Raw genomic sequence first — 13,447 nt, 5'->3', positions numbered from 1 at the left:
TATATCAGTAGAAGCGTTCTCACACAGTAAACGGGCATTCAATAGGTATTTACATCAATACCGTGATTATTGCTATTTATATAATCCCTCCCAACCTCCCTTTAAAAGGGAGGAGTTATACCGATTAGAATTTATGTTGCAGGTATAAATAATTTTTCTTTTACTTTAAATGCCTAAGGTGAAGAAAAAGTCCCTCTTCGGAAAAGGGGGATTTAGGGGGATTATAATCATTGGAAATAACAAATATGAACCCTCGATCTCCACAACACGTTATTGAAAATTTAATAAATATCGTTGGTAAACAACACGTTTTAACTGACGATAAAGACACACGTTTATACCGCCAAGGTCGTCGTTACGGCGCAGGGAAAGTACTGGCTGTTGTTGCACCAGGGTCATTACTGGAACAGTGGCAAGTACTACAAGTGGCTGTTGATGCAGATTGTATTGTGATTATGCAAGCGGCCAATACAGGTTTGACTGGTGGCTCAACGCCTTTTGGTGATGATTATGACCGTCCAGTGGTTCTAATCAGCACACGTCGTTTGGTCGGCATTCAAGTCATTAATGACGGTCAGCAAGTGATTTGTCTACCCGGTGCCACACTGGATCGACTTGAAAAAGAGTTGGTGCCATTTAATCGAGAGCCACATTCAGTGATTGGTTCATCGTGTATTGGGGCTTCAGTTTTAGGTGGTGTCTGTAATAACTCAGGTGGTGCTTTGGTGCGCCGTGGTCCTGCTTATACTGAGCTGGCTCTGTATGCTCGTGTCAATGATGGTGGTCAGTTAGAATTAGTGAATCATTTAGGGGTGAACCTAGGCGAAACACCTGAAGAAATTCTAAGCATGCTTGAAACGAAAAATTATCAAATCGGCGATATTATCAATAACTCAGGCTGCTGCGCATCGGACCATCGTTATGGACATGATGTTAAACAAGTTGATGAAAATACGCCTGCACGCTTTAATGCCGATCCGTCTCGTTTATATGAAGCATCGGGTTCGGCAGGTAAAGTATGTGTCTTTGCCGTACGTTTAGATACCTTTGAAAAAATTCCAAGTCAGGTGTTCTACGTGGGAACCAACTCACATGATGATTTGACTGAAATTCGCCGTTTTTTACTAAAAGATTTGCCGCGATTGCCGATTGCAGGGGAATATATCCACCGCGTGGCTTATGACATCGGGGCAGAGTACGGTAAAGACACCTTTATGTTCATTGAAAAACTGGGTACAGCCAAAGTACCCGCTGCATTTGCAATGAAAGATAAGGTTGATGCGTACTTAGAAAAATTTGGTATGAAGGGGCTGTCAGATAAAGTCCTGCAATTGATCACCAAATTTTTGCCCAATCATTTACCGAAACGGATGAATGCATTCCGCGATTTGTATGAACACCATTTGGTTATTCGGATTGAAAATCAAGATGTTGAGCAAGTTGAAAGTTTTTTAAAACGCTATTTCCAAGATAAAACTTCAGGTGATTTTTTCCACTGTACTGAGGAAGAAGGACGTAAAGCATTTTTACATCGCTTTGCCGTTGCAGGTGCAGCAATTCGCTATCGAGATACACATCGTTCAGAAGTTGAAGATATTGTAGCTTTGGACATCGCATTGCGTCGTAATGATCGAGAGTGGGTGGAAACCTTACCTAAAGAGATGGATGATCTGATTGTTCATAAACTCTATTATGGTCATTTTTTATGTCATGTGTTTCATCAGGACTATATTGTGAAAAAAGGCGTAGATCCTTTAGCGATGGAACACCAAATGTGGCATTTATTGGATGCACGAGGTGCTGAATACCCAGCCGAGCATAATGTTGGACATTTATATGTAGCAAAACCTGCACTGCGAACACATTATGAAAAGCTGGATCCAACCAATAGTTTTAACGTAGGTATTGGCCAAACCAGTAAGTTGAAAGCTTGGAAATAAGGCTTTTAAGCAATAAAAAAACCAGTGATGGCAACATCACTGGTTTTTTTATTACTTTTTTGTGAATCCAGTTGAATTGACCGTAGTTACTCAGAAAATTTTCTAAATTGTCATCCCAAAATTTTGAAAAACAGCTAAAGTAGTATGCAACAAGTTGCAAAGCCAAAGATAAGGATTCATGATGACAACCAATAGCTATGCACATATTTTAAAACCCTTACATTTGGGTTTTACCACAATTAAGAACCGTGTGGTGATGGGCTCCATGCATACGGGTTTGGAAGATCGTTTTTATAATTATCCAAAATTGGCAGCATACTTCGGTGAGCGTGCTAAAGGTGGTGTCGGCCTGATCATTACAGGCGGGATTTCTCCAAACCGTCAAGGCTGGCTTCTTCCAGCGGGCGGTACGATGAATACGCTGGGGGATATTGCTCCGCATCGTTTAGTGACCCATGCAGTACATAAGCATGGCGCAAAAATTTTAATGCAAATTTTGCATGCTGGACGTTATGGCTACCAACCCTTTGTCGTTTCTGCCAGCCCAATCAAGTCGCCAATTTCGCCTTTTAAACCGCGTCAAATGTCTGAAAAACAAATCTTGAATACCATTGATGACTACGTTAACTGCGCTAGTCTTGCCAAAAAGGCAGGCTATGACGGTGTGGAAATTATGGGTTCAGAAGGTTATTTACTGAATCAATTCTTAAGCCGTCATGTGAACCAACGTGAAGATCGTTGGGGTGGACCGATTGAAAACCGTATGCGTTTTGCGGTCGAAATCGTTAAAGGGATACGTGCACAAGTCGGGGAGAAATTTATTATTTGCTTCCGTTTGTCATTGCTGGATTTAGTACATGACGGCAATACCATGCAAGAAGTGGTTACGATTGCACAAGCACTAGAAAAAGCAGGCATTACCTTGTTGAATACAGGGATTGGCTGGCATGAAGCTCGTATTCCAACCATCGTGACTTCTGTGCCACGTGCAGCTTTTGTTGATTATACAGCGGAAGTGAAAAAGCATGTGGCTGTGCCAGTGATTGCTTCAAATCGTATTAATATGCCAGACACGGCAGAAGAGATTTTGGCATCGGGCAAAGCTGATATGGTGCAAATGGCGCGTCCGTTATTGGCCGATGCTTTTTGGGTGAATAAAACAGCGACCAATCGTGTCGATGAAATCAATACGTGTATCGCCTGTAACCAAGCGTGTTTAGATCATACATTTAAAAATCAGCGTGCAACCTGTTTAGTCAACCCGCGTGCGGCATTTGAAACTGAGTTGGTTTATGTGAAAGCGAAGCAATCTAAACGAATTGCGGTTGTTGGCGGTGGTGTCGCAGGTATGTCGGCCGCGATGGTTGCAGCCAGTCGCGGACATGCAGTGACATTGTTTGAAGCAAGTCATGAGGTGGGCGGACAGTTTAACTTGGCAAAAGTTGTACCCGGTAAAGAAGAGTTTCATGAAACCATTCGTTATTTCAAAGTACAGATTGAAAAAACGGGAGTCGATTTACGTCTAAACACCAAGGTGAATCGTGAGCAGCTTGAGCGTGAAGGCTTTGAAGAAATTATCATTGCAACTGGTGTTGTGCCACGTGCATTACGTATCGAAGGGAGCGATTCACCGCAAGTCCTATCTTATGCAGAAGTCTTACGCGGTGCGCCAGTTGGTCGAAAAGTTGCGGTGATTGGTGCAGGGGGGATTGGTTTTGATGTGTCTGAGTATTTATTAAAACCTGAGCACCAACCTCAGCCACAACCACTTGCAGATTGGCAACGTGAATGGGGGGTAGATCCAAATCCGAATTATGTCTCTGAAGGAGGCACGCAGATCGCAGAAGTTCATCCACCTGTTCGTGAGATTTATTTATTACAACGTAAAACCTCTGCACTTGGTGCAGGCTTGGGCAAAACTTCGGGCTGGGTACACCGCGCACAGTTGAAAAAGCATGCGGTACGCATGTTACGTGGTGTTCAGTATAAAGCAGTGACTGATGAGGGGCTTTGGGTGGAGATGGCAGGGCAAGATCAATTGTTACGTGTTGATACTATTGTTGTATGTGCGGGGCAGGAGTCAGTGAAAGATCTGATGCCAAGTGCTGAGCAGAATACGCTTGCGAATTATCACATTATTGGTGGTGCTAAACTTGCCGCTGAGTTAGACGCAAAGCGTGCGATTCGTGAGGGTGCAGAAATCGCTGCGAAATTATAAGCTTTTGATTAAACAATATGCAGTTGTTTGCTTTTATTATAAGTTTTACTTGTCATCAAAACAAAAGCTCCGTATTATGGCGCACATGGAAGCGTGGCAGAGCGGTTTAATGCACCGGTCTTGAAAACCGACGAGGGTGTGAGTCCTCCGTGAGTTCGAATCTCACCGCTTCCGCCAAATTTTGAAAAAAGCCCTTGTATTTGCAAGGGCTTTTTTCTTGCCTGTAGTTTTACCCCTCAACCGGCTTTGTTGCATAAACATTCAAAAGCTGAGTTTTCCCCAATCCATTCAAATTTAAGTGACAACTTGGGTGTGAGGTCTACCTAATTCCATAAATCTATTCAGAACTGCCACACGCGCATGAATTTCATTGACTTGACTTTGAAAATGTCTTGCCGTCAGCTTATCTCCTAATAATTTGATGCAATGCATCTTGGTTTCCATCAAACTGCGACGGTGATAACCCGACCATTTTTTCCATAGGGTTCTGCCTAAATGTTTAACCGTTTGAAGTAACTCATTTCGTTCTATTGAACTGATTTTAGAATCTTTCCATGGCTTGGCATTCTTTCTGGGTGGAATTACTGCATGTGCTTGACGATCTGAAATCAATTGTCTGCAGCACTTCGTGTTGTACGCCCCATCGGTATAGACAGAATCTATTCGCTCATCTAGTGGGATTTGATCCAGTAAATCACCTAGTACTTGTGAATCACTGACATTATTTGTCGTAAGCTGAACGGCACGTATTTGCAGTGTTTCAGCATCTATAGCAATATGCAGTTTACGCCATTGCCGACGGTATTCAGGCTGATGTTTCTTACGCTTCCATTCGCCTTCACCTAAAAATTTTAAACCCGTAGAGTCGACGAGTAGGTGTAACCCATCACGACTTTTCTGATAGCTTATCGCAATATCAATATGCTTTTGTCGTCTACAGAGGGTGGAGTAATCTGGTGCTGTCCAATTTAAGCCACTGAGTTTAATCAGGCTTTGAGCAAAGCCAGTGACCATACGTAAAGAAAGACGGAATAGAGATTTGATCATTAAACAGCATTGAATCGCTGTATCGGAATAAGTTTGATTTCGTCCGTGCTTGCCTTGTGGTTGTGCATACCATTGGGTCTTCGGATCAAACCAGATTGAAATATTCCCTCGCTTGATTAAAGCTTGGTTATACGAGGACCAATTGGTTGTGCGGTAGATTTTAGGTGCAGGCTTCTTCATCTGGAAATTATATTGCTGAAGAAGCCTTCAAGAATAGCTTTGTGCAAGAAAGCCTAACGAAACTATCACTGTACAATACCGTTGTCGACATTAATCCTCGATACAATTTAGAGTCGTTTTAAGTTCGGAAAACAATTAAATAATAATGAAAAAATCAGTTTTTCTTGATCATTTAAAGAGCAATTTAATTTAAGATTGTGTTGTTTCATTAAAGATAGCTAACATTGATGTAATACCAGCTTTAGTCCCGTATGGAATTGCGGATAGATCAATTTCAAAGTCTCCATTATGTGCATTGAATGGTAGTTTTTTTTGTTTAAAGGCTTCGATAAAGCGTTTAGGCTCGGCAATACCAACATTAATATAACTGTATGCATATTTTGGATTATGAATCACTAAGTGATGAACATCCTCAGAACCCATTACAGATGGGAGAACATTCTCATCTAATAAATATTTGGGATTTTCTATTAGTCCTGAATTTGATAATGCATTTTGAACTACTTTGGTTAGAGCTATGTCATTATTTAAAGGTTGAGCCCAGCCTTTAAATGCAATTGTTGGATACTTGTCTTTTGGCATATTATAAGCATAAGCAATACTTTCATTGATTCGCTTAATACCGTCTATCATTAACTTTCGGTCATTTTCATTAAACCAACGTAAATTAATTTTTAGCAATGCGGAAGCAGGGATTACATTATTATTGCTTCCAGCTTGCACAGACCCAACTGTAATTACTGCAGAATTTTTCGGGTCAATTCCTCGACTGATAATGGTTTGGTATTGAGTTATTGCAGTTGCGGCCATGACGATAGGATCTTTGGATAAATTTGGGGTGGAGCCATGTCCCCCAATGCCATGAAATGTCACATCAAATTGATCTGTACCTGCCATGCGGACACCTGTCGCTGCTGCAATTACGCCAACTGCAACTGGTGCAGCGTGAATGCCGAATAGGTAGTCAGGAACTGGAATTTTATGTTTTGTATATAAACCATCATTTACCATTGCCTCTGCACCTAAGATCGGTTCTTCTGCAGGTTGCCCAATAAATATGACCGTTCCTTTCCAGAGGTTTTTATGCTCAGCAAAAAACTTTGCAGTGCCTAGCATCCACGCCACATGAGCGTCATGTCCACATGTATGTGCAACGGGTGTTTCAGATCCATCCTCTAATTTCACTATTTTTGTACTTGCATATGGCAGACCAGTTGTTTCTTTAACTGCATTTGCATCCATATCTGCGCGGTACATGACAACAGGGCCGTCCCCATTTTTCATGACAGCCGCCACACCAGTTTTACCAATTTTCTCAGTGGTTTGATATCCATAGGATTTTAATTCTTTTGCAACGATTGTCGCAGTTCTAGACTCCATAAAGCCCAGTTCAGGGTTTTGATGAATATCCTTGAATATTTTGACAAATTTCTCATTATCTTGGTTGACACTTTTTTCAATGAGGTATTTAGTCTCTTGTGCATAGCTATTGCTAAACAAACTTAATCCGAAACTCAATATCATTAGGGGCTTTATCGTCTTTATACTTAACATGTTCTTATCCATTTTAGGTTTTTGTTTTGATGATTCTTATGTTTAATTTTTAGTTCGAAAAAGTGCAATTTACAATACTTTTTTGAATAAAATATGTTCAATTTTACAGATGTAAATCTAAAGTCCATGAATATAAGTTTATTCTTATGGGAAAAGCAAAGCTTAAAATTCAGTAATTCTAGGTTATTGCAGATCATAAGGTTTAATCCAGACATAAAGACTACATAGGGTTTTACCTAAATGTGTGGCAACCTTTGCTCAGCTCTAATTTTTATCAGTCACTTACTTGACTACTTCAATTTTGAATTCTTTAAGATGATTTTGCAGCGTTATATTCGATTACTTTTCAAAAGAAATTCTAGAGCTCATTGAAAGAGTTACAACTTAATCTAGATGATTAGCTGAATTTCTATAGTACTGACGTAACCTATCAGGATAAGGAGTGCAATGGCAGATGGGCAGTATTGCTGTGCAAGATTGAAACATTAATTGCGAGCAAAGGTTATTGGAATTTAGCTCAAATTTCATTTGATAGTTTTAATCAAATATTGGCAGTTGTTAGCTCAGGTTTGAGCTAATACGCCCAGCTACAAAACTTGATGACTTTCTTTGTATGACGTACTCAGGTGAAATTGATTTTTTCCATTGCTTTTAGCGATATATAGGGCGTGATCTGCATGAGCAATAAATTCTGAAAGGCTATTATTCAAGTTAGGAATGATAGTTGCGACCCCAACGCTCACTGTCAGATATTTGGAAATACTGCTCTGTGGATGAATAATTCCAATTTCATGTATGCGTTCCATTAAGTATTTCGCTTTAATCAGAGCTTGATCTTCATTTGTTAAAGTGAAAAGTAATAGGAATTCTTCACCTCCATAGCGAGCAACAAGATCATTATTTTTTGAAGGTACTGAATTTAGTATATTAGCAATCTGCTTTAAGCAATCATCACCATGAAGATGACCTAATGTATCGTTATATTGTTTAAAGCAATCAATATCTACCATCATGATTGTAATAGATGTTTGGTGAATTATTGAGCGATTCCATTCATTTTCGAGAACTTTGTCTAAATAGCGTCGATTAGCTAAACCTGTTAAGGGGTCATGATTTGATAATATTGAAAGTTGTTCTGTTTGGTGTTTAAGTTCTATTCTGTTTAATTCGATCATACAATTTTGCAAATAATTTTCTCGATGTTGGCGATCAATTGCATACGCTAAAGCCATACCAAGAAAGCTACTGAATGTATAAGTTCGATTTAAAAAAGTCCAATCAATAGAGATGTTTAGCCATGTAGTTACAATTATACCAATTAAACCACCGCACCAACCTGCAATCACAGCAGTATAAAATCTCATCCCGACAAAACCATAAATAATAACAATTGCATACATCATTGCAGCATGAAAAAGTACATTATTTTGACCTTGTTCCAATACATTGATTAATGTGAAAGTAAGAGCGACAGACCCTACAGATCCTAGACAAACATAATGTTCAAACCATTTATTCATTGTTGGAATAAAAGAAAGAAACCATGCGAAAAAAATGATTAAACCGACCCAACCATAAAACATGATCCATTCAGAACGTATTTCGGTTGGCAATATTTGGTAGGTCCCTATACATAGATACAAATATAGTCCTAAAATGATAGGGGCACGATAGCGAAATTCCAAAGCCGCCCCATTTCTGTATAGGTTTTTATAGATCGTCTCTAGCCCTTTGGGGAATCGAACCAAATTTAGTCCGCGAGCAATTAAAAGATCAATTTGCTCTTGTTTGAATAGTGTTGATGCTTCCAGTTTCATTCTATTTTTTATCCCCCCCCAATATTTTTATCTTAAACAGGGATTACGCTTATATAAAATTACACTTAATTAATGAAAGTGTGAACTGTATGAAGAAAAATAATAACTTATAGTTAAAATAAGGACCCAAGAAAGCTATTTTTAGTTTTACTGTTTAACAAGAAAAATTAGCGATTTTATGGATAAGTGTACGATATTAACCTAAGACTAAGCTAAGAAATTAGCTTGAAGCAGAGAAGGGCCAAAGATATTGGTTTCGGTTACTACACTCGATTCATAGCCACAGTCTTGATGTTTGACCGTACCCCATTATTTTGTGTAATGGGCGATGAGTTCCTCACATTTGAAACTATCTATTGGAAATTTTTAAAGCAGAACTTCTCATATTGCAGAATTCGTTGTGCTTAGCTCAGTATTTCCACAATTATCTTTACGGCGCTAAATCCTGACGATAGTTGCCTATTCAAAAGTTTGTTATGTGAGCAGCGTATGTTTCACCTGATGAATACACATCAACTGGCTATATTTAGTGATGAACTTAAATACACTGTAAAGAGCACAAGATAGATTCAATGAGCTATCAGCGTAGCAATATGTAATCTGTTTCGTTGATTGAAAGGTGATAAATATGATCTAAGCCAATGCAATAAAATAAAAACTTTATTCAGCGTGCTCAACGGGGCATACACTTTGATCACGAGCAAAACTCGAAGTTTTTAGGCTATTTGGTAGGAATTTACGCATGTTTATATGCTTATCAACTCTGTCATAAAAATAAGCCGATGATTCATGCTATGGAGGCATCAGCTTAAACAGGTTGCGAGTTCTGATGTATTTCTTGATGGATTATTTTAAATAAATTTACGCAAAATTTACGCGTCTTACTTTTTTCAATATAGAGAATTTACGCTCTTAATTTCCATACTAAAGCTGACCTATTTTTAATGGCATATGCTATGTGGGAATTTATTTCAGTATTTATCCTTTCATTGCTGCTGGCTTATCCGTTAGGACACTATCTTGCGGATGTCATGCAAACCAAACCAATGAAGAGTGATAGCTTCTTTAAGTGGATTGAACAACCGATCTACGCGGTTCTCAATGTGAAGCAAGTGGGTATGAACTGGCGGCAATATCTAGGTGCTTTTGTTCTGAGTAATGTTCTACTGCTTGGAGCAAGTATCACAATCTTGATGACACAGGCATGGTTGCCATTGAATCCTGATCATATTCCAAATATGAATTGGGACTTGGCTTTACATACCACCATTTCATTCCTAACCAATACAAATCAACAGCATTATTCAGGGCAAGCGCAACTGTCTTATCTATCGCAAATGACGGTGATCGTTGGCTTGCAATATTTGTCGCCAATTATGGGACTTGCTTTATTGGTCGCCATGTTAAGGGCTTTATTCCTGCAATCACGTCAAGCGGAAGATTCAGATCAAAAGAATTGGAACCATATTAATCTAGGTAATTACTGGATGGATATCATCCGACCATTGTTTAGATTCTTTATTCCACTTGGTTTAATTTTTTCTTTGCTACTCACTTTTCAAGGTGTGCCAGCAACCTTATCTGCGGGACCAACAGCGCAGGTCTTAGATCAAAGTTCCGAGGTACAAACACAACATATTCCGCTCGGTCCAGTTGCGCCCATGGTGGCGATTAAACAACTGGGTAGTAATGGTGGCGGTTGGTATGGCCCAAACAGTAGTGTGCCTTTAGAAAATCCAACGCCACTATCCAATGTGATTGAGATGATCGCGATTTTACTGATTCCACTTTCTGCGGTGTTTATGGTTGGGCGTTTTATTCAACGTAAGAAACTGATGTGGATGATTTTTGGCACAATGTTGTTGATGTCACTTTCTTCAACGCTATTGACCCTGTGGGCTGAAAAATCTTCGCTTATTCCAAATATTGCTTTGATGGAAGGGAAAGAAGTTCGCTTTGGTGCAGAAGCATCGGCACTGTGGGGAAGTTTGACCACACAAGTCAACAACGGCTCTGTGAATATGATGCATGACTCTGCCTCACCACTGACGGGATTGGTTGAACTGTGCAATATGCTGATCAATGCCATTTGGGGTGGAATCGGTTGTGGTCTATTACAGTTCTTTATTTACCTATTTCTCGCAGTATTTATCGCAGGTTTGATGACAGGGCGTACCCCCGAACTGTTTGGGCGAAAAGTTGAAGTGACTGAAATTAAGTTATTAGCCTTCGTGATTTTATTACAACCTGTGGTGATTCTTGGTCTGACGGCGATTGCCATAGCATTTCCATCGATTACAGGGAATTCCAATCCAGCGTTTCATGGTATTAGCCAAGTGTTTTATGAGTATGTCTCTGCCTACGCCAATAATGGCTCTGGTTTTGAAGGCTTAGGCGATAACACTTTATGGTGGAACCTGAGTGCCAGTATCGCTTTATTGGCAGGGCGTTATAGCGTGTTGATTATTCCAGTTTTGATCGCAGTGAGTTTAGCAACCAAACCGCAAGCAGCCGAAAGCAAGGGTTCTTTACATATTGAATCTCCAACTTTTGCGTTGACCTTGATTGGGATCGTGCTGATTCTGACCTTGTTGCAATTCATGCCAGTGTTGGTGATTGGGCCAATTGCTGACTATTTGTCGATAAAAGTTTAAGTGTGGAGCAAGCACAATGAAACATTCAAATGCGACACAACAGATGGATATCTTGAATAAAGAAATTATTCAGCAAACTTTCCATAAATTGCTACCTCAACATGCGTTTAAAAATCCAGTGATGGCATGTGTGTGGGTGGGAACAGTTTTAACCCTTGTTGCCACTTTAATGGGAAATGCGAGTTTAGGTTTTGGTTTAGTCCTAAGCTTGATTTTATTAGTCACGGTCTTATTTGCCAATTATGCTGAGGCGGTTGCAGAAGCCAAAGGGCGTGGACAAGCAGCATCATTACGTCAGGCGCGTGAAAACTTAACTGCAAATCGGATTCTCGATTTAAATGCTGTACCGACAGTGATTTCTGCCAATCTACTTAAAAAAGATGATTTAGTCATCGTCAAGGCAGGTGAAATTGTTCCTGCGGATGGCGAGATTATTCAGGGTTTTGCGACTATCAATGAATCAGCCGTTACAGGTGAGTCTGCACCTGTACTACGTGAAGCCAATACCGACCGTTCAGGCGTGATTGGTGGCACTAAGGTCTTGTCGGATGAAATTATTATTCGGGTCAGTAATGAGGCAGGGCATAGCTTTTTAGACCGTATGATTGCCTTGGTGGAAGGTGCCAACCGTCAAAAGACACCGAATGAGATCGCACTGAGTATCTTACTGAATATCATGACCATTACCTTTATTGTGGTGGTGCTGACCTTACCTGTGATTGGTTCAATGGTCGGGATCAAAATCAGTATGGTCTTGCTGATTGCCCTATTGGTGTGTTTGATTCCAACCACGATCGGTGGTTTGCTGCCTGCAATTGGGATTGCGGGAATGAACCGTGCTTTAAAAGCCAATGTCTTAGCCAAATCAGGGAAAGCGGTTGAAGTAGCGGGTGATATTGATGTGTTGTTGTTGGATAAAACAGGTACGATCACCTATGGAGATCGCCAAGCCACTGCTTTTTATCCCTTGGCGGGTATAACACCAACCGAGTTGCGTCAAGCAGCAATGCTCACTTCTTTTGCTGATCCAACGCCTGAAGGGAAATCGGTCATCAGCCTTGGGAAAGAGTTAGGCGAAAGCATTCAAGAGCCGAAAGATGCCGAGTTCATTCAATTTAGTGCCTCAACTCGTCTTTCAGGAGTAAATCTAGCAACTGGACAAACGATTCGTAAAGGTGCTGTGGACGCGATTCTTAACTTTACCCATCAAGAAATCAAAGACAATATTGAACTGAAAACTCGTGTAGAGCAAGTGGCTTCTAAAGGTGCGACACCGCTTGTGGTGGCTTCGAATCATAATATTTTAGGCGTGATTGAACTTTCAGATGTGATTAAACAAGGGATTAAAGAACGCTTTGCGCTGCTACGTGAGATGGGCATCAAAACCATTATGGTCACGGGAGACAATCCATTGACTGCGGCTGCGATTGCGGCTGAAGCAGGGGTGGATGACTATATTGCAGAAGCGAGACCTGAGGACAAATTGGCTTGTATTCGTAACGAGCAGGCAGCAGGAAAATTAGTCGCAATGGTCGGTGATGGTACTAACGATGCACCAGCCTTGGCACAGGCAGATATTGGTTTAGCCATGAATTCGGGTACGCAAGCTGCCAAAGAAGCTGGCAATATGGTGGATTTGGATTCTGATCCAACCAAATTGCTAGATGTGGTTGAAATTGGTAAACAGCAATTGATTACTCGTGGAGCATTAACCACTTTTTCGTTGGCAAATGACGTATCTAAGTATTTTGTGATTTTACCTGCATTGTTTGCCGTGGCGATTCCACAACTTGGAGTACTGAATATTTTACAGCTTAGTAGTCCAAGCAGTGCCGTGATTTCCGCTTTGATCTTTAATGCTTTGATTATTCCAATGTTGATTCCATTGGCACTCAAAGGCGTTCAATTCAAACCTGCCAGTGCGCTGCAATTGTTACGCCGTAATATGCTGATTTACGGTATAGGTGGTGTGATCTTTCCGTTTATTGTGATCAAGCTGATTGACCTTGTTGTGTCATTGTGGATTTAGGAGTTGGA

General features: G+C 40.4%; 7 protein-coding genes and 1 tRNA gene. 5 read left to right on the top strand and 3 right to left on the bottom strand.

Going from position 1 to position 13,447, the window contains the following annotated elements; translation table 11 throughout:
• The first annotated feature begins 245 nt into the window (after nucleotides 1-245).
• The 3 genes from dld (at nucleotide 246) to B9T36_RS01210 (ending at nucleotide 4,335) form a co-directional block, all read left to right on the top strand.
• Nucleotides 246-1,940, top strand: a complete 1,695-nt coding sequence (gene dld, locus B9T36_RS01220; RefSeq protein ID WP_086207774.1) for a D-lactate dehydrogenase — start codon at nucleotides 246-248, stop codon at nucleotides 1,938-1,940.
• A gap of 181 nt (nucleotides 1,941-2,121) precedes the next feature.
• Nucleotides 2,122-4,158 (top strand): NADPH-dependent 2,4-dienoyl-CoA reductase, encoded by a 2,037-nt coding sequence (locus B9T36_RS01215; RefSeq protein WP_086207773.1) that lies wholly within the window; start codon nucleotides 2,122-2,124, stop codon nucleotides 4,156-4,158.
• An 87-nt stretch (nucleotides 4,159-4,245) separates the two neighbouring features.
• Nucleotides 4,246-4,335, top strand: a tRNA-Ser gene (locus B9T36_RS01210).
• A gap of 117 nt (nucleotides 4,336-4,452) precedes the next feature.
• On the opposite strand, the gene B9T36_RS01205 is transcribed toward B9T36_RS01210, so the two are convergent.
• From B9T36_RS01205 to B9T36_RS01195, 3 genes are all read right to left on the bottom strand, one after another.
• Entirely contained in the window at nucleotides 4,453-5,385 is a 933-nt protein-coding gene (locus B9T36_RS01205; protein WP_086207772.1) for an IS5 family transposase, read from the bottom strand.
• 189 nt (nucleotides 5,386-5,574) lie between these two features.
• A complete protein-coding gene (locus B9T36_RS01200) occupies nucleotides 5,575-6,939 on the bottom strand; it encodes an amidohydrolase (protein WP_213033314.1) in 1,365 nt (454 codons plus the stop codon).
• A 587-nt stretch (nucleotides 6,940-7,526) separates the two neighbouring features.
• Entirely contained in the window at nucleotides 7,527-8,756 is a 1,230-nt protein-coding gene (locus tag B9T36_RS01195) for a GGDEF domain-containing protein (protein WP_086207770.1), read from the bottom strand.
• 956 nt (nucleotides 8,757-9,712) lie between these two features.
• Here B9T36_RS01195 and kdpA point away from each other — a divergent pair.
• Both kdpA and kdpB read left to right on the top strand, forming a co-directional pair.
• A complete protein-coding gene (gene kdpA / locus B9T36_RS01185; RefSeq protein WP_086207769.1) occupies nucleotides 9,713-11,410 on the top strand; it encodes a potassium-transporting ATPase subunit KdpA in 1,698 nt (565 codons plus the stop codon).
• A 16-nt stretch (nucleotides 11,411-11,426) separates the two neighbouring features.
• Nucleotides 11,427-13,439 carry a potassium-transporting ATPase subunit KdpB gene (kdpB, locus tag B9T36_RS01180; RefSeq protein ID WP_086207768.1) on the top strand — a complete coding sequence of 671 codons (2,013 nt, stop codon included), beginning with the start codon at nucleotides 11,427-11,429 and terminating at the stop codon, nucleotides 13,437-13,439.
• The last annotated feature ends 8 nt before the right edge of the window (nucleotides 13,440-13,447 follow it).

It is taken from the genome of Acinetobacter sp. ANC 4204, from assembly GCF_002135205.1.
GTDB lineage: Bacteria > Pseudomonadota > Gammaproteobacteria > Pseudomonadales > Moraxellaceae > Acinetobacter.
This window is presented reverse-complemented; position numbering and strand designations above follow the sequence as displayed.